The following is a 15,845-nucleotide window of genomic DNA, read 5'->3' on the forward strand; positions in this document are numbered from 1 at the left end:
CACCGCCATCGCGAGCAAGCTCGCTCCCACAAAGGGCACTGCCAAACAACGGGGAACTGTCATGCCAGTCGCAGTGATTCAAATGGTCAGCCAAAGCGATGTGCTCGCCAACCTGGCCCGTGCCCGTGTGCTGCTGGAGCAGGCTGCCGCAGGCGGTGCAAGGCTGGCGGTGCTGCCGGAGAATTTCGCGGCGATGGGCCGGCGGGACATTGCCGATATCGGTCGTGCCGAAGCCTTTGGTCAGGGACCGATCCTGCCCTGGTTGAAACAGGCCGCCCGAGACCTCAAGTTATGGATTGTGGCCGGCACGTTGCCGTTGCCGCCAGTGGACCAGCCCGAGGCCAGGTCCCATGCCTGTTCGTTGCTGGTCGACGATCAGGGCCAGATCGTCGCGCGCTACGACAAGCTGCACTTGTTCGATGTGGATGTGGCGGACAATCGCGGGCGCTATCGCGAGTCGGATGACTATGCTTATGGCGCTAACGTGGTGGTTGCCGATACCCCCGTGGGCCGGGTGGGCCTGACGGTCTGTTATGACTTGCGGTTCCCGGAGCTCTTCAGCGAGCTGCGGGCTGCCGGCGCCGAACTGATCACGGCGCCGTCGGCGTTTACCGCGGTGACCGGCGCGGCCCATTGGGACGTGCTGATCCGCGCCCGGGCCATCGAGACCCAGTGCTATGTGCTGGCGGCCGCCCAGGGCGGCGTGCATCCGGGGCCGCGGGAAACCTTTGGCCATGCCGCGATTGTCGACCCCTGGGGCCGTGTGCTGGCACAACAGGATCAAGGCGAGGCCGTGCTGCTGGCCGAGCGCGACAGCAGTGAACAGGCGTCCATCCGGGCGCGTATGCCGGTGGCCAGCCATCGGCGCTTTTTCTCGCAGGGCGCTCGACAGCGGCCTGTCCAAGACGACGAATTCAAGGCGTAAATCATATGAGCGGGTTGTTGTCCTCAGTCAGTGAACACCTTCTAGCCCCCGGCGGCGTGACCCTGGAAAGCCTGCAAGGCGTGCTGGGCGACCTGGCCGGCCCGGGCATCGATGCGGCCGACCTGTATTTCCAGGGGCAGATCTCCGAGTCCTGGTCGCTGGAAGACGGCATCGTCAAGGAAGGCAGTTTCAACCTTGACCAGGGCGTGGGCGTGCGCGCCCAGTCCGGGGAAAAGACCGGTTTTGCCTACAGTAACGCCATCACCCTCGAAGCCCTTGGCGCTGCTGCCCGTGCGGCCCGCTCGATCTCCCGCGCCGGGCAGAACGGCACGGTCCAGGCGTTCAGCAGCCAGGACGTGGCGCAGTTGTATGCGCCGGATAACCCCCTTGAAGTCATGAGCCGCGCCGAAAAAGTCGAGCTGCTCAAGCGCATCGACGTCGCCACCCGTGCCCTCGACCCGCGCATCCAGCAAGTGTCGGTCAGCATGGCCGGGGTCTGGGAACGGATCCTGGTGGCTTCCACCGACGGCGGCCTGGCGGCGGACGTGCGGCCGCTGGTGCGCTTCAACGTCAGTGTGATCGTCGAGCAGAACGGTCGCCGCGAGCGCGGCGGCCATGGCGGCGGCGGGCGCACCGACTACCGTTATTTCCTCAGCGAAGATCGCGCCATGGGCTACGCCCGCGAAGCGCTGCGCCAGGCGCTGGTCAACCTGGAGGCCATTCCGGCCCCGGCAGGTACATTGCCGGTGGTGCTGGGGTCCGGTTGGTCCGGCGTGCTGTTGCACGAAGCGGTGGGCCACGGCCTGGAAGGCGATTTCAACCGCAAGGGCAGTTCGGCCTACAGCGGGCGCATGGGGGAAATGGTCGCCTCGAAACTCTGCACCATTGTCGATGACGGCACCCTGGCCGGGCGTCGTGGTTCCCTGAGCGTCGATGATGAAGGCACCCCGACCGAATGCACCACGCTGATCGAGAACGGCGTGCTCAAGGGCTACATGCAGGACAAGCTCAACGCCCGGTTGATGGGCGTGGCCCGCACAGGCAACGGTCGCCGTGAATCCTACGCGCACCTGCCGATGCCGCGCATGACCAACACCTACATGCTCGGTGGTCAAAGCGATCCGGCGGAAATCATCGCCTCGGTGAAAAAAGGCATCTATTGCGCCAACCTCGGCGGTGGCCAGGTGGACATCACCAGCGGCAAGTTCGTGTTCTCCACCAGCGAGGCCTACCTGATCGAAGACGGCAAGATCACCGCACCGGTCAAGGGTGCGACCCTGATCGGCAACGGGCCGGAGGCGATGAGCAAAGTGTCGATGGTCGGTAACGACCTGGCGCTGGACAGCGGTGTAGGCACGTGCGGCAAGGACGGGCAATCGGTGCCGGTGGGCGTCGGCCAGCCGACCCTGAAGATCGATGCGATTACCGTGGGTGGCACGGGCGCATGACCGGAGCGTCGGGTGGAGTGCAAGGGCCTCCACCCGTGGGCGTTACTCAGCGCAGGCCGCGTTGGGTTTCGTCCAGCTCACGGATGTACTTGAAGATTTTACGGCTCGAGGCCGGTGGCTTGTTCTGCGCCAGTTCGTGCTGGGCCTGACGAATCAGGGAGCGCAATTGCTGACGATCAGCCTCCGGGTAGTCGATGACGAATTTTTCCAGGGTGCCGTCGTCGCCTGCGATCAAGCGATCGCGCCAGCGCTCCAGGTTGTGGAAACGTTCGTTGTACTGCCGGGTGGAGGCATCGAGTTGATCGAGCAGGACCAGGATGGCGTCAGTGTCCTGATCGCGCATCAGTTTGCCGATGAATTGCAGGTGCCGTTTACGCGCGATATTCGCGGTGTGCTTGGGCGCATCGGCCAGGGCCCGGCGCAAGGCGTCGGTCAAAGGCAGTTTGGCCAGCAAGTCAGGCTTGAGTGTTGTCAGGCGCTCGCCGAGGTCAACCAGAGCATGCAGCTCGCGTTTGACCTGGGATTTGCTTTTTTCACCCTCGTAGAGGGAGTCGTCGTAAGAATCAACCATGGTGGCAGTCCGCAAAGAAACGCCGCCATGATAACCAGTCGGGGGCCGCTTGTCCGGCCCGGTCGCTCGAAGGCCAAGGGTTTGTACGAAAAGTCGCCGAGCGGCGATCAGGCAAGGCGAAAACAGGCGAGGAAGCGGAGTTTACTGGTTGTAAATGAGCATTCCGAGCCTGTTTTCAACGCAGCATGATCGTCGCGCAGGCACTTTACGTACAAAGCCTTAACCGAAAGAAGAATTTGAGTGGAGAACACCATGAGTGCAGTTCAAAGCGTCGGCCCGCAAGCATTGCCGGCACTGCAGGAACAAGTCGAGCAGATCCTCGCCGAAGCCAAGCGCCAGGGCGCCACTGCTTGTGAAGTGGCGGTATCGCTGGAGCAGGGTCTGTCGACGTCGGTGCGCCAGCGCGAGGTGGAAACCGTCGAATTCAATCGCGACCAGGGCTTTGGCATCACCTTGTACGTGGGCCAGCGCAAGGGCTCGGCCAGCACTTCGGCCAGCGGCCCGGAGGCCATTCGCGAAACCGTCGCCGCGGCACTGGCGATTGCCAAGCACACCTCCGAAGACGAAGCCTCGGGTCTGGCCGATGCTGCGCTGATGTGCAAGGAACTGCGCGACTTCGACCTGTTCCACGCCTGGGACATCACCCCCGAGCAGGCCATCGAACAGGCACTGCGTTGCGAAGCGGCGGCATTCGAGGCCGACAGCCGGATCAAGAACGCCGACGGCACGACGCTCAATACCCACCAGGGCTGCCGGGTCTACGGCAACAGCCACGGTTTCATCGGTGGTTATGCATCGACCCGCCACAGCCTCAGTTGCGTGATGATCGCCGAGGCCAACGGCCAGATGCAGCGTGATTACTGGTACGACGTGAGCCGCCAGGGCACCTTGCTGGCAGACCCGGTGAGCATCGGCCAGAAAGCCGCGCAACGGGCGGCCAGCCGCCTGGGCGCGCGACCGGTGCCGACCTGCGAAGTGCCGGTGCTGTTTTCGGCCGAGCTGGCCGGCGGCCTGTTCGGCAGTTTCCTGTCGGCGGTGTCCGGCGGCAACCTGTACCGCAAGTCGTCGTTCCTCGAGGGCGCGCTGGGCCAGAAACTGTTCCCGCAATGGATGACCATCGACGAGCGTCCGCACCTGATGCAGGCCATGGGCAGCTCGGCGTTCGACGGCGATGGCCTGGCCACCTACGCCAAGCCGTTCGTGGAAAATGGCGAGTTGGTGTCCTACATCCTCGGCACCTATTCGGGCCGCAAGCTCGGCATGCCGAGCACCGCCAATGCCGGTGGCGTGCATAACCTGTTCGTGACCCATGGCGAAGAAGACCAGGCCGCCTTGCTGCGGCGCATGGGCCGAGGCCTGCTGGTGACCGAACTGATGGGCCATGGCCTGAACATGGTCACCGGGGACTATTCCCGTGGCGCGGCGGGTTTCTGGGTCGAGAACGGCGAGATCCAGTTCCCGGTCCAGGAAGTGACCATCGCCGGGAACATGCGCGACATGTTCAAGCAGATCGTGGCCGTGGGCAACGACCTGGAACTGCGCAGCAACATCCGCACCGGCTCGGTGTTGATCGAGCGTATGACGGTGGCAGGTAGCTAACGCTCACCGCTTAAAAAAGGCGCGTCATCCACGAGGTGACGCGCCTTTTTTGTACCCGCAAATCCTGTGGCGAGGGCGCTTTTGTGGCGAGGGAGCTTGCTCCCGCTGGGCCGCGAAGCGACCCCAAGATCTTGCGGTCGCTGCGCAACCGAGCGGGAGCAAGCTCCCTCGCCACAATGAATTTGTGCGGTCTAACAGTTGTGTTGCTTCTTATTATCATCTAATAATGAATATCATTAGCCGAGTGAGCCCCGGTCATGAGTTCTGCCCTGCACGAACAACCCTACCTTGAAAGCTGGCGCTGGATGAGCCGCCAGATCCGTTGCGCGATGAACCCGGACGAGCCGCGGCTGATCGAGCACTACCTGGCCGAGGGCCGCTATCTGGCCGGCTGCACTGCCACTTCGCCATGGATGATCTCCGAGACCGCGTTCCGGCTGCTGCTCGACACCGCCTCGGATGTCGCGCTGCCCTGGCATTGGCGCAATCTCTGCCTTGACCAGGCCTGGCGCCCACTGCGCGACCTCGAACAACAGTCACTGTGCCGCTGCCGCCTCAAGCGCTGGCAGAGCCATGCCTGGGCGCTGGCGACCTGCGCCCTGGAGCCGTCGATTCCTCTTATTGAACTGGTGCAAGGATCTCCCGATGAGTAATACCCGTATCGAACGCGACAGCATGGGCGAGCTGCAAGTCCCGGCGGATGCCCTCTATGGCGCCCAGACCCAGCGTGCCGTGGATAACTTTCCGGTCAGCGGCCAGCGTATGCCGGCGCAATTCATTCGCGCCCTGATCCTGGCCAAGGCCGCCGCCGCCCGGGCCAACGTAGAGCTGGAACAAATCAGCGCGGCCCAGGGCAAGGCCATCGTCGATGCGTCACTGGGGCTGCTCGAAGGCCGTTTCATGGATCATTTCCCGGTGGATATCTTCCAGACCGGCTCCGGCACCAGCTCCAACATGAACGCCAACGAAGTGATCGCCACCCTCGCCAGCCGCCTGCTGGGAGAGACGGTCAACCCGAACGACCACGTCAATTGCGGCCAGAGCAGCAACGACATCATCCCCACCAGCATTCATGTCAGCGCTGCCCTGGCCTTGCATGAGCAACTGCTGCCGGCGCTGTTGCACCTGGTGCAGGTGATCGAGCGCAAGGCCGAAGAGGTCCACCCATTCATCAAAACGGGTCGCACCCATCTGATGGATGCCATGCCGGTACGCCTGAGCCAGGTGCTCGACGGTTGGGCGCAGCAGCTCAAGGCCAATATCGGCCATTTGCAGGATGTGCTGCCGAGCCTGCAATCCCTGGCCCAGGGTGGTACGGCGGTCGGCACCGGCGTCAATGCCCATCCACGTTTCGCCGAGCTGTTCAGCCAGCAACTGACGCAATTGACCCAGGTGCAGTTCACCCCGGGCAAGAACCTGTTCGCGCTGATCGGCTCCCAGGACACCGCCGTAGCGGTTTCCGGGCAGCTCAAGACCACTGCCGTGTCGCTGATGAAAATCGCCAACGACCTGCGCTGGATGAACTCCGGCCCGCTGGCGGGCCTGGGCGAGATCGAGCTCGAGGGCTTGCAGCCGGGCTCCTCGATCATGCCCGGCAAGGTCAACCCGGTCATACCTGAAGCCACCGCCATGGTGGCGGCCCAGGTGATCGGCAACGACACGGTGATCACGCTCGCCGGTCAATCGGGCAACTTCGAGTTGAACGTGATGCTGCCGATCATCGCCCAGAACCTGCTGAGCAGCATCACCCTGATGTCCACCGCCAGCCGTTTGCTGGCGGACAAGGCCATTGCCACGTTCAAGGTCAACGAAGCCCGGCTCAAGGAAGCGTTGTCGCGCAACCCGATCCTGGTGACCGCGCTCAATCCGATCATCGGTTACCAGAAGGCCGCTGAAATCGCCAAGAAGGCTTACCAGCAAGGTCGGCCGGTCATCGATGTCGCCCTGGAGCACACCGACCTGACACGCAGCGAACTCGAAGTCCTGCTGGACCCGGAGAAGCTCACCGCCGGCGGCGTGTAACCCCGACACCTGTGTGGAGGACTCATCATGGAACACTGGAAACGTACGATCGAACGGGCCAATCGCTGTTTCATGCTGGGCGAGCTGGTGGACGCCCGCGAAGCCTATCTGCAAGCCCTGGCGCTGGCCCAGGTGTTGTTCGAGCGCTGGGCGGATGCCGACGAAGCCGTGGCCGCGTGCGTCGTCTCCCATCACAACCTGGCGGACCTGCACTTGCGCCTGAACCAGCCGGAGGAGAGCGCCGAATACCTGTGCGCGATCCACCAACGGTTGTTGCAGACGATCCAGGACGAGCGGCTGGCGCCGGCCCTGCGCACCGCCGCGCTGCGCCAGAGCCACAAGACCTATGTCGAACTGCTGAATTTCATCAGTGAGCACGGTGAATACCCACGCACCCAGCGCTTGCTGCACTGCAACGCTGCTGCGCCCCGGCAGCGCAATGCCCCCCTTCATCATGGAGTCCATTGAACATGGCTTTTACCTTGCCTGCATTGCCCTACGCCTACGACGCCCTGGAGCCGCACATCGATGCGCAAACCATGGAGATCCACTACACCAAGCATCACCAGACTTACATCAATAACCTCAACGCGGCGGTGGACGGCACCGAATATGCCGGTTGGCCCATCGAAAAACTGGTGTCCAGCGTGGAGCAGTTGCCGCCAAGCCTGCAGGCCGCAGTGATCAACCAGGGCGGTGGCCATGCCAACCATTCGTTGTTCTGGGAAGTGATGACGCCCCGGGGCGGCGGCCAGCCCGAGGGTGATCTGGCGGCTGCTATCGAAGCACAACTGGGCGGTATCGAGCGTTTCAAGGAAGCCTTCACCAAAGCGGCGCTGACCCGTTTCGGCAGCGGCTGGGCCTGGTTGAGCGTGACCCCGCAAAAGACCCTGGTGGTGGAAAGCAGCGGCAACCAGGACAGCCCGCTGATGAACGGCAATACGCCGATTCTTGGCCTGGACGTCTGGGAGCACGCCTATTACCTGCGCTACCAGAACCGTCGTCCGGAATACATCAGCGCCTTCTACAACGTGATCAACTGGCCTGAGGTCGCCCGACGCTACCAGGCTGCGCTGGCTTCGAGTCCTTCATGAAAACAACCCAAGGCTGACTATGGATACTCAAACACTGGCGATTGGAAGCGGACGGATGTTCCGCTACGCCTTGGGATCGTTGTTGCTGTTGGCCGGGATGACGTTGTTGGCGGCCCAGGGCCTGGCATGGCTGGACCTGGAGCCCAGGCTGCTGCGTGCGCTTGAGGGCGGCGGGCTCTGCGCCTTGGGCACCGCGCTGGGGGCCGTGCCGGTGTTGGTCATTCGGCGCATGCCCCAGGCCGTCAGCGATTCGCTGCTGGGTTTTGGTGCCGGGGTGATGCTCGCGGCCACGGCGTTCTCGCTGATCGTGCCGGGCATCGTCGCGGCCGAGCAGTTGGGGTTAACGCCTTGGGCGGCCAGTGGCCTCATCTGTTTTGGCATTATGTCAGGGGCGTTCGGGCTGTACCTGGTGGACCGCAAGGTCTCGGCCAGCCCCGAAAGGCTGGTCGCGGCGCCAGAACGTCCGATCATTGCGCCGCGGATCTGGCTGTTCGTGTTTGCCATCATCGCCCACAACATTCCCGAAGGCATGGCGGTGGGCGTGTCGGCGGGTGGTGGCATGCCGGATGCCGACAGCCTGGCGATGGGCATTGCCTTGCAGGACGTGCCCGAAGGGCTGGTGATCGCGCTGGTGCTGGCCGCAGCGGGAATGTCTCGGGTCAAGGCGTTCCTGATTGGCGCGGCATCAGGATTGGTCGAGCCGGTGTTCGCGCTGCTGTGCGCCTGGCTGGTGAGCCTGGCCGAGATGCTATTACCTTTGGGTCTGGCGTTGGCGGCCGGGGCGATGCTGCTGGTGGTGACTCACGAGGTCATTCCCGAATCCCGTCGCAATGGTCACGAGAAACTGGCGAGCCTGGGGCTGTTGCTGGGGTTTTGTCTGATGATGGTGCTGGATACGGCGTTGGCGTGACAGTGAAGGGGCGCGACGCCCCACACCTGTGGTGAGATTTATCTGTGGGAGCAAAGCTTGCTCCCACAAATGAATTCCCTTGCCACAAAAAATCCGCCTTGGGATTTGGTCAGTTACTCGCCTTCGTCGAAGTATCTGTTGATCAGGTCAACCAAGGCATCCATCGCTTCCTGCGCCTGATCACCTTCGGTGTGCAGGTGGATCCTGGTGCCCTTGCCGGCGGCGAGCATCATCATCGCCATGATGCTTTTACCGTCGACCGTAGACTCTGGCGTGCGACCGACCCTGATGGTGGTGTCCTTGAACTGGCCCGCGACGCCGACGAACTTGGCCGACGCTCGGGCATGCAAGCCCAGCTTGTTGATGATTTCAATTTCCTGAGCAGGCATCGCGATGTGAATCCTTTAGCTGAGGTCGCGGTGGCGAACCTGGACGTTCTTCAGGGACTGTTGCAGGAGCTGACCCAGGCGTTCGGTCAGGTAGACGGAGCGGTGATGGCCACCAGTACAACCAATGGCGATCGTGACATAGGCGCGGTTGCTCGCGGCAAAGCGGGGTAGCCATTTGAGCAGGTAGCTGGAGATGTCCTGATACATTTCCTCGACATCCGGCTGTGCGGCCAGGTAGTCGATCACCGGTTGGTCGAGCCCGGACTGCTCGCGCAATTCCGGTTTCCAATAAGGATTGGGCAGGCAGCGCACATCGAACACCAGGTCGGCGTCTACTGGCATGCCGCGTTTGAAACCGAACGACTCCACCAGGAACGCCGTGCCCGGCTCGGGTTGGTTGAGCAGGCGCAGCTTGATCGTGTCGCGCAACTGATACAGGTTCAGGTGCGTGGTGTTGACCTTCAGGTCCGCCAGGTCGGCGATCGGCCCCAGTAGCTGGCTTTCGTCCTCGATGGCTTCGGCCAGGGAGCGGTTGGCATTGCTCAGTGGGTGGCGCCGGCGGGTTTCGGAAAAACGCTTGAGCAGTGTTTCTTCATCGGCATCCAGGTACAGCACATCGCACTGGATATGCCGGCTGCGCACTTCCTCGAGCAGTTCAGGAAAACGCGACAGGTGGCTTGGCAGGTTACGTGCGTCGATGGACACCGCCACCAGTGGCTGCGCCAGCTCAGTGTGGATCAGGGCGCGCTCGGCCAGTTCCGGCAGCAGGCCGGCGGGCAGGTTGTCGATGCAATAGTAGCCGCTGTCCTCAAGCACGTTGAGGGCTGTGCTTTTACCGGAGCCGGAGCGGCCACTGACAATGATCATGCGCATTTTTAATGACCGTTCTGCTCGTCCAGGACAACCTGGTACAACGCTTCGTTGCTCGGTGCGCTGCGCAGTTTTTCGCGCACTTCCTTGCGGTCCAGCATGCTGGCAATCTGGCGCAGCAGCTCGAGGTGCGCATCGGTCGCCGCTTCCGGAACCAGCAATACAAACAGCAGGTCGACCGGGGCGCCGTCGATGGCGTCGAAATCTATGGCGGTTTCAAGGTGCAACAGCGCGCTGATCGGCGCGGTACAACCCTTGAGACGGCAGTGAGGAATGGCGATGCCGTTGCCAAAACCGGTGGAACCGAGTTTTTCACGGGCAACCAGGGCCTCGAAGACGTCCTGCATTTCCAGATCCGGCACTTCGCGGTGGATCAGGTTGGCAATTTGTTCGAGGGCTTTCTTTTTACTGCCGCCCGGCGCGTTCACTTGGGAACGGCCGGGGGTCAGGATGGTTTCTAGTCGGATCATGGATTAGGGGGGTTAACGACCGGTCGCGCCCTGGAGGAGGCTCTGGGTCTTTTCCTTATGCTTTTTGAGTTGGCGATCCAGCTTGTCGGTCAGCAGGTCAATCGCGGCATACATGTCTGTGTGCTCTGCGTTGGCAACCACTTCTCCGCCGGGGATATGCAGCGTGGCTTCGATTTTCTGCAGCAGCTTCTCGACGTTCATCGTGACTTGCACGTTGGTGATCTTGTCGAAATGCCTCTCCAATCGGTCGAGTTTTTCGCCGATGTAGGTGCGCAGGGGTTCGGTCACTTCCAGTTGGTGTCCACTGATGTTGACTTGCATACAGCTTCTCCTTCGTTGCCAGTGCATAAAGCGGCAGGCAGAAATGCCTGCCACTGGAACGCTGTGGCGTGGCCTGTTACATCAACCGCTTGCGTTCGCTCGAAGGCGCGATCCCGAGGGATTCGCGGTATTTGGCGACGGTACGGCGGGCCACCTGAATGCCTTGTGCCTCCAGTAAACCAGCGATCTTGCTGTCACTCAACGGCTTTTTCTGATTTTCCGCGGCCACCAGTTTTTTGATGATCGCGCGGATGGCCGTGGACGAGCATTCACCGCCTTCGGAGGTGCTGACGTGGCTGGAGAAAAAGTATTTCAATTCATAGATGCCCCGGGGGGTATGCATGAATTTCTGGGTGGTTACCCGGGAAATCGTCGACTCGTGCATGCCCACTGCCTCGGCAATGTCATGCAGGACCAACGGTTTCATCGCCTCATCGCCGTACTCCAGGAAGCCGCGCTGATGCTCGACGATCTGGGTGGCCACTTTCATCAGGGTTTCGTTGCGGCTTTGCAGGCTCTTGATGAACCAGCGCGCTTCCTGCAACTGGTTGCGCATGAAGGTGTTGTCGGCGCTGGTGTCGGCGCGCTTGACGAAGCCGGCGTACTGGGCGTTGACCCGCAGCTTGGGCACCGACTCCTGGTTGAGCTCCACCAGCCAGCGATCATTGTGCTTGCGCACGATCACGTCGGGGACCACGTATTCAGGTTCAGTGGATTCGATCTGCGAGCCAGGGCGCGGGTTGAGGCTCTGCACCAGCTCGATGACCTGGCGCAGTTCATCTTCCTTGAGCTTCATGCGACGCATCAGTTGGCTGTAGTCGCGGCCGCCCAACAGGTCGATGTAGTCGGTGACCAGCCGCTTGGCTTCGGTCAGCCACGGTGTCTTGGCGGACAACTGGCGCAGTTGCAGCAACAGGCACTCACCCAGGTTGCGGGCGCCGATGCCAGCCGGCTCGAACTGCTGGATGCGATGGAGGACGGCTTCGATCTCGTCCAGCTCGATGTCGAGCTCGGGGTCGAAGGCTTCGAGGATTTCGTCGAGGGTCTCGTCCAGGTAACCCTGGTTGTTGATGCAGTCGATCAGGGTCACGGCGATCAGGCGATCGGTGTCGGACATCGGCGCCAGGTTCAGCTGCCACAGCAGGTGGCTTTGCAGGCTTTCGCCGGCAGAGGTGCGGGTGGTGAAGTCCCACTCGTCGTCATCGCTGCTCGGCAGGTTGCTGGCGCTGGTCTGGTAGACGTCTTCCCAGGCCGTGTCCACAGGCAACTCGTTGGGGATGCGTTCGTTCCATTCGCCATCCTCGAGGTTATCCACCGTCGGGGCGGCTTCCTGGTAGGACGGTTCCGGGATTTCGGTGTTGGTCTTCTGCTCGACGTTGTCGGCCAGCGGATCGGCGTTATCGAAGTCGTCGCCTTCTTCCTGGCGTTCGAGCATCGGATTGGACTCCAGGGCCTCCTGGATTTCCTGTTGCAGGTCCAGGGTCGACAATTGGAGCAGGCGGATGGCCTGTTGCAGCTGCGGTGTCATCGTCAGCTGCTGGCCCATTCTCAAGACTAGCGATGGTTTCATGGCAGGGGCTTAACACCTTATTCGCCGGCGCACATGCGCCATCCACTACAGGGCGCCGAAGCGCCAAACTTAAGCAAATTATATGCCTGAAACTGAAGTGTTTGCCTAGAGCGTCGCCATAATAAAATTAAACGACGCCCTGACAATTCGCCAGACACGTGTGCTTACAGGCGGAACTCATGGCCCAGATACACTTCCTTGACCAGGTCATTGGCCAGGATAGCTGCGGAGTCACCTTCGGCGATCAGCTGGCCGTCATTGACAATGTAGGCGGTTTCGCAGATGTCCAGCGTCTCGCGCACGTTGTGGTCGGTGATCAGCACGCCGATCCCCTTGGCCTTGAGGTGATGGATGATCTGCTTGATGTCGCCCACCGAGATGGGGTCCACGCCGGCGAACGGTTCGTCGAGCAGGATGAACTTCGGTGCGGTGGCCAGGGCGCGGGCGATTTCCACGCGGCGCCGCTCGCCACCGGACAGGCTCATGCCCAGGTTGTCGCGAATGTGGCTGATGTGGAATTCCTGCAGCAGGCTTTCCAGCTCCTGGCGACGACCGGCCTTGTCGAGTTCCTTGCGGGTCTCGAGGATGGCCATGATGTTGTCGGCAACCGACAGTTTGCGGAAGATCGACGCTTCTTGCGGCAAATAGCCGATACCTGCCTTCGCCCGGCCGTGCATCGGCTGGTGGCTGACATCCTGGTCGTCGATCAGCACGCGACCCTGGTCGGCCTGGACCAGGCCGACGATCATGTAGAAGCAGGTGGTCTTGCCTGCGCCGTTGGGGCCGAGCAGGCCGACGATCTGGCCGCTGTCGATGGACAGGCTGACATCACGCACGACTTGACGGCTCTTGTAGCTCTTGGCCAGGTGCTGAGCTTTCAGAGTTGCCATTACTGGGCCTTCTGCTCGTCGGTTTTCTTTTTCGGTTGGATCACCATGTCGATCCGCGGACGCGACTCGGTCACCTTGCTACCGGTGGCGCGACCGGCGCTGGCGAGTTTCTTGTTGGTGTCGTAGACGATTTTCTCGCCTTGGGTCACGTTGTTGTCCTTGTCGACGACCTTGGCGCGGTCGATCAGGACCACGCGATCCTTGGAGGCGTGGTACTGGATGGTGACCCCGTAGCCCTGCACAGGCTTGGTATCGCCCGCGGTTTGCATTTGCTCGAAATAGGCCAGGTTGCCCACGGAGGTCACTACGTCGATGTCGCCGGCCGGGGTGCGGGTGATGGTCACGGTATTGCCGGTGACCTTCATCGAGCCCTGGGTGATGATCACGTCACCTTTATAGGTGGCAACGCCATTCTTGTCGTCGAGCTGGGCATCGTCGGCCTGGATGCGGATAGGCTGGTTGCGGTCGTCGGGAAGAGCCCAGGCGCTCGCGCTTCCCAGTGCTGCGCCCAGACTGAGCAAAATAGGGAGGGTTTTAGCGAGCTTCATACTGTCCTCTTACGTTCGATAGCAGGTGTATCCTGCTTTCCTTCAAATACGCTTTCATTCCCGTGCCGGTCGATACACCCCCGGCGCCGTCGATTCTAACGGGTTGCTCGGTCTGCGCATATTCTTGCTGTGGGAACACGGTCATGCGCGTGCTGGTGATGATGGTCGTGCGGTTTTTCTCGTCGGTTCGGGCGATGCGTACCGAGTCGATCAGTTCCACTTCGGTGCCGCCGGAATTGACTTCGGCGTGTTCGCTCTGCACGTGCCACGGAAACTCGGTGCCGCGGAACATGTTCAGGTCGGGCTTGGTGACCAGCGTAATGTCAGTGGCCTTTACGTGGTCGACCTTGTCGGACGTCATCTCGTATTGCACTTTGCCGTCGGGCAGGTACTGCAGGGTATGCGTGTTGGTCGCGTACCAGTCGATCTTTTCCTCGACCTGGGTCGCAGGCCGGTCGAGAAACCGTTCGGGGCTGATGTTCCAATAGCCCACCGCAGCAAAAATCGCCGCGATACAGCCGAACACCACAATGGTGCGAATCTTCTTGCTCAGCATAAATGGCTCACAGGTACGCGGCGTTGGCCGCTTCGAGGCGGCCCTGGGCGCGCAGGATCAGTTCACAGAATTCGCGGGCCGCACCTTCGCCGCCTCGCGCGGTGGTGACGCCGTGGGCGTGCTCGCGCACGAAGCTGGCCGCGTTGGCGACTGCCATGCCCAGGCCGACCCGGCGAATCACCGGCAAGTCTGGCAGGTCGTCACCGAGGTAGGCCACCTGTTCATAGCTTAGGTTGAGTTGACCCAGAAGCTCGTCCAGCACCACCAGTTTGTCTTCGCGTCCCTGGTAAAGGTGCGGGATGCCGAGGTTCTTCGCGCGCCGCTCGACCACCGGGGTCTTGCGGCCGCTGATGATCGCGGTCTGCACGCCGGCGGCCATCAACATCTTGATGCCTTGCCCGTCGAGGGTGTTGAACGTCTTGAACTCGCTGCCGTCTTCAAGGAAGTACAGGCGACCGTCGGTCAGCACGCCGTCCACATCGAAAACAGCCAGCTTGATGGCTTGGCCGCGTTGCAACAGGTCTGTGTTCATTTACATGACTCCCGCACGCAGCAAATCGTGCATGTTCAGGGCGCCCACCGGACGGTCTTCGTCGTCGACGACCACCAGGGCGCTGATCTTGTGGTCTTCCATGATTTTCAGTGCCTCGGCGGCGAGCATCTCGGCGCGGGCGGTCTTGCCGTGGGGCGTCATGACTTGCTCGATGGTCGCACTGTGGATGTCGATGGTGCGGTCCAGGGTGCGGCGCAGGTCGCCGTCGGTGAAGATCCCGGCGAGCTTGCCGTCGGCCTCCAGGACTACCGTCATGCCCAGCCCCTTGCGGGTCATCTCCATGAGCGCGTCCTTGAGCAGCGTGCCGCGCAGCACTTGCGGCAACTCCTGGCCAGCGTGCATCACATTTTCGACTTTCAGCAGCAGGCGACGGCCGAGGGCACCACCGGGGTGGGAAAAGGCGAAATCCTCCGCAGTGAAGCCCCGGGCTTCCAGCAGCGCCACGGCCAGGGCGTCGCCCATGACCAGGGCGGCGGTGGTGGAAGAAGTCGGTGCCAGGTTCAGCGGGCAGGCTTCGTGTTCGACATGAACATTGAGGTTTACTTCGGCGGCCTTGGCCAGCGGCGAGTCCGGATTGCCGGTCATGCTGATCAACTGGATGCCCAGGCGCTTGATCAGCGGCAGCAGCGTGATGATCTCATTGGTGGAGCCGGAGTTGGATAGGGCCAGGATGACGTCGTCCCGGGTAATCATGCCCATGTCGCCGTGGCTGGCTTCGGCCGGATGGACGAAAAAGGCCGTGGTGCCGGTGCTGGCGAGGGTGGCGGCGATCTTGTTGCCGATGTGCCCGGACTTGCCCATGCCGACCACGACCACGCGGCCTTTGCTGGCCAGAATCATCTCGCAGGCGCGTACGAAATCAGCGTCGATATGGGGCAGCAAGCCTTGCACGGCTTGCTGCTCGAGGCGGATGGTACGTTGTGCCGATTGAATCAGGTCGCTGGATTGGCTCATGTCAGAAATCGTATAGCCCGATGAAAAGGCGGCGATTATAGCGGCAATGAACAATTCCCTCACGTAAGTTCGTCATGCTTTGTTCGAAGGGGCGCAAGGTTCGACATAAAATGTGGCTTTTTACCTTAAGTCAGGCTTAACGGGCGGGGCGTTGG

At 61.9% G+C, this 15,845-nt stretch carries 19 protein-coding genes; 8 read left to right on the forward strand and 11 right to left on the reverse strand.

Going from position 1 to position 15,845, the window contains the following annotated elements; translation table 11 throughout:
- Positions 1-61 precede the first annotated feature (61 nt).
- Both Q7F16_RS05260 and tldD read left to right on the forward strand, forming a co-directional pair.
- Positions 62-925, forward strand: coding sequence for a carbon-nitrogen hydrolase family protein (locus Q7F16_RS05260; RefSeq protein ID WP_046063848.1), 864 nt, complete (start codon positions 62-64; stop codon positions 923-925).
- Positions 926-930: 5 nt separating this feature from the next.
- A complete protein-coding gene (gene tldD, locus Q7F16_RS05265; RefSeq protein ID WP_003197828.1) occupies positions 931-2,373 on the forward strand; it encodes a metalloprotease TldD in 1,443 nt (480 codons plus the stop codon).
- Positions 2,374-2,419: 46 nt separating this feature from the next.
- Here the strand turns inward: tldD and yjgA are convergent, their stop codons facing one another.
- Positions 2,420-2,944: a ribosome biogenesis factor YjgA gene (gene yjgA, locus Q7F16_RS05270; RefSeq protein ID WP_014336624.1), complete on the reverse strand. Its 525-nt coding sequence runs from the start codon at positions 2,942-2,944 to the stop codon at positions 2,420-2,422.
- Between the two features lie 252 nt (positions 2,945-3,196).
- Here yjgA and pmbA point away from each other — a divergent pair, with 252 nt between their 5' ends.
- The 6 genes from pmbA to Q7F16_RS05300 all read left to right on the forward strand — a co-directional run bounded on the left by pmbA (position 3,197) and on the right by Q7F16_RS05300 (position 8,569).
- Positions 3,197-4,543, forward strand: coding sequence for a metalloprotease PmbA (pmbA, locus tag Q7F16_RS05275; protein ID WP_046063849.1), 1,347 nt, complete (start codon positions 3,197-3,199; stop codon positions 4,541-4,543).
- 257 nt (positions 4,544-4,800) lie between these two features.
- On the forward strand, positions 4,801-5,196 hold the full coding sequence (locus Q7F16_RS05280) for a hypothetical protein (RefSeq protein ID WP_014336626.1): 396 nt from the start codon (positions 4,801-4,803) through the stop codon (positions 5,194-5,196).
- A complete protein-coding gene (locus Q7F16_RS05285; protein WP_046063850.1) occupies positions 5,189-6,565 on the forward strand; it encodes a class II fumarate hydratase in 1,377 nt (458 codons plus the stop codon). The genes Q7F16_RS05280 and Q7F16_RS05285 overlap by 8 nt, the downstream gene beginning before the upstream one ends.
- A 27-nt stretch (positions 6,566-6,592) precedes the next feature.
- Positions 6,593-7,033, forward strand: a complete 441-nt coding sequence (locus tag Q7F16_RS05290) for a hypothetical protein (RefSeq protein ID WP_014336628.1) — start codon at positions 6,593-6,595, stop codon at positions 7,031-7,033.
- A gap of 2 nt (positions 7,034-7,035) precedes the next feature.
- Positions 7,036-7,659, forward strand: a complete 624-nt coding sequence (locus Q7F16_RS05295) for a superoxide dismutase (protein WP_046063851.1) — start codon at positions 7,036-7,038, stop codon at positions 7,657-7,659.
- A 19-nt stretch (positions 7,660-7,678) separates the two neighbouring features.
- Positions 7,679-8,569 carry a ZIP family metal transporter gene (locus tag Q7F16_RS05300; RefSeq protein WP_409555963.1) on the forward strand — a complete coding sequence of 297 codons (891 nt, stop codon included), beginning with the start codon at positions 7,679-7,681 and terminating at the stop codon, positions 8,567-8,569.
- Positions 8,570-8,682: 113 nt separating this feature from the next.
- Here Q7F16_RS05300 and Q7F16_RS05305 read toward each other — a convergent pair whose 3' ends face one another.
- From Q7F16_RS05305 to Q7F16_RS05350, 10 genes are all read right to left on the reverse strand, one after another.
- Positions 8,683-8,958, reverse strand: a complete 276-nt coding sequence (locus tag Q7F16_RS05305) for an HPr family phosphocarrier protein (protein ID WP_014336631.1) — start codon at positions 8,956-8,958, stop codon at positions 8,683-8,685.
- 15 nt (positions 8,959-8,973) lie between these two features.
- On the reverse strand, positions 8,974-9,831 hold the full coding sequence (gene rapZ / locus Q7F16_RS05310) for an RNase adapter RapZ (protein ID WP_018613998.1): 858 nt from the start codon (positions 9,829-9,831) through the stop codon (positions 8,974-8,976).
- Positions 9,832-9,833: 2 nt separating this feature from the next.
- Complete coding sequence (ptsN, locus tag Q7F16_RS05315; protein ID WP_046063852.1) at positions 9,834-10,298, reverse strand: PTS IIA-like nitrogen regulatory protein PtsN; 465 nt, start codon at positions 10,296-10,298, stop codon at positions 9,834-9,836.
- 12 nt (positions 10,299-10,310) lie between these two features.
- Complete coding sequence (gene hpf, locus Q7F16_RS05320; protein WP_003178005.1) at positions 10,311-10,619, reverse strand: ribosome hibernation-promoting factor, HPF/YfiA family; 309 nt, start codon at positions 10,617-10,619, stop codon at positions 10,311-10,313.
- A 76-nt stretch (positions 10,620-10,695) separates the two neighbouring features.
- Positions 10,696-12,189 carry an RNA polymerase factor sigma-54 gene (locus Q7F16_RS05325; RefSeq protein ID WP_046063853.1) on the reverse strand — a complete coding sequence of 498 codons (1,494 nt, stop codon included), beginning with the start codon at positions 12,187-12,189 and terminating at the stop codon, positions 10,696-10,698.
- 164 nt (positions 12,190-12,353) lie between these two features.
- Complete coding sequence (lptB, locus tag Q7F16_RS05330) at positions 12,354-13,079, reverse strand: LPS export ABC transporter ATP-binding protein (protein WP_014336635.1); 726 nt, start codon at positions 13,077-13,079, stop codon at positions 12,354-12,356.
- Entirely contained in the window at positions 13,079-13,627 is a 549-nt protein-coding gene (lptA, locus tag Q7F16_RS05335; protein WP_014336636.1) for a lipopolysaccharide transport periplasmic protein LptA, read from the reverse strand. The genes lptB and lptA overlap by 1 nt, the downstream gene beginning before the upstream one ends.
- Positions 13,614-14,183 carry an LPS export ABC transporter periplasmic protein LptC gene (gene lptC / locus Q7F16_RS05340; RefSeq protein WP_046063854.1) on the reverse strand — a complete coding sequence of 190 codons (570 nt, stop codon included), beginning with the start codon at positions 14,181-14,183 and terminating at the stop codon, positions 13,614-13,616. The genes lptA and lptC overlap by 14 nt, the downstream gene beginning before the upstream one ends.
- 7 nt (positions 14,184-14,190) lie before the next feature.
- Positions 14,191-14,715 (reverse strand): KdsC family phosphatase, encoded by a 525-nt coding sequence (locus tag Q7F16_RS05345; protein ID WP_014336638.1) that lies wholly within the window; start codon positions 14,713-14,715, stop codon positions 14,191-14,193.
- Entirely contained in the window at positions 14,716-15,690 is a 975-nt protein-coding gene (locus tag Q7F16_RS05350; RefSeq protein ID WP_014336639.1) for a KpsF/GutQ family sugar-phosphate isomerase, read from the reverse strand.
- Positions 15,691-15,845: the final 155 nt, after the last annotated feature.

Origin of the sequence: Pseudomonas sp. Lb2C2, assembly GCF_052112205.1 — a bacterium.
Taxonomy (GTDB): domain Bacteria; phylum Pseudomonadota; class Gammaproteobacteria; order Pseudomonadales; family Pseudomonadaceae; genus Aquipseudomonas; species Aquipseudomonas kilonensis.

Excerpts from the sequence above, each read along its gene's own strand:
- Q7F16_RS05300 (WP_409555963.1), top strand. The coding sequence starts at position 7,679 with ATGGATACTCAAACACTGGCGATTGGAAGCGGACGGATGTTCCGCTAC.
- Q7F16_RS05350 (WP_014336639.1), bottom strand. The coding sequence starts at position 15,690 with ATGAGCCAATCCAGCGACCTGATTCAATCGGCACAACGTACCATCCGC.
- ptsN (WP_046063852.1), bottom strand. The coding sequence starts at position 10,298 with ATGATCCGACTAGAAACCATCCTGACCCCCGGCCGTTCCCAAGTGAAC.
- lptA (WP_014336636.1), bottom strand. The coding sequence starts at position 13,627 with ATGAAGCTCGCTAAAACCCTCCCTATTTTGCTCAGTCTGGGCGCAGCA.
- lptC (WP_046063854.1), bottom strand. The coding sequence starts at position 14,183 with ATGCTGAGCAAGAAGATTCGCACCATTGTGGTGTTCGGCTGTATCGCG.
- Q7F16_RS05305 (WP_014336631.1), bottom strand. The coding sequence starts at position 8,958 with ATGCCTGCTCAGGAAATTGAAATCATCAACAAGCTGGGCTTGCATGCC.
- Q7F16_RS05295 (WP_046063851.1), top strand. The coding sequence starts at position 7,036 with ATGGCTTTTACCTTGCCTGCATTGCCCTACGCCTACGACGCCCTGGAG.
- tldD (WP_003197828.1), top strand. The coding sequence starts at position 931 with ATGAGCGGGTTGTTGTCCTCAGTCAGTGAACACCTTCTAGCCCCCGGC.
- pmbA (WP_046063849.1), top strand. The coding sequence starts at position 3,197 with ATGAGTGCAGTTCAAAGCGTCGGCCCGCAAGCATTGCCGGCACTGCAG.
- lptB (WP_014336635.1), bottom strand. The coding sequence starts at position 13,079 with ATGGCAACTCTGAAAGCTCAGCACCTGGCCAAGAGCTACAAGAGCCGT.
- Q7F16_RS05345 (WP_014336638.1), bottom strand. The coding sequence starts at position 14,715 with ATGAACACAGACCTGTTGCAACGCGGCCAAGCCATCAAGCTGGCTGTT.
- Q7F16_RS05280 (WP_014336626.1), top strand. The coding sequence starts at position 4,801 with ATGAGTTCTGCCCTGCACGAACAACCCTACCTTGAAAGCTGGCGCTGG.
- Q7F16_RS05285 (WP_046063850.1), top strand. The coding sequence starts at position 5,189 with ATGAGTAATACCCGTATCGAACGCGACAGCATGGGCGAGCTGCAAGTC.
- rapZ (WP_018613998.1), bottom strand. The coding sequence starts at position 9,831 with ATGCGCATGATCATTGTCAGTGGCCGCTCCGGCTCCGGTAAAAGCACA.
- Q7F16_RS05260 (WP_046063848.1), top strand. The coding sequence starts at position 62 with ATGCCAGTCGCAGTGATTCAAATGGTCAGCCAAAGCGATGTGCTCGCC.
- Q7F16_RS05325 (WP_046063853.1), bottom strand. The coding sequence starts at position 12,189 with ATGAAACCATCGCTAGTCTTGAGAATGGGCCAGCAGCTGACGATGACA.
- Q7F16_RS05290 (WP_014336628.1), top strand. The coding sequence starts at position 6,593 with ATGGAACACTGGAAACGTACGATCGAACGGGCCAATCGCTGTTTCATG.
- yjgA (WP_014336624.1), bottom strand. The coding sequence starts at position 2,944 with ATGGTTGATTCTTACGACGACTCCCTCTACGAGGGTGAAAAAAGCAAA.
- hpf (WP_003178005.1), bottom strand. The coding sequence starts at position 10,619 with ATGCAAGTCAACATCAGTGGACACCAACTGGAAGTGACCGAACCCCTG.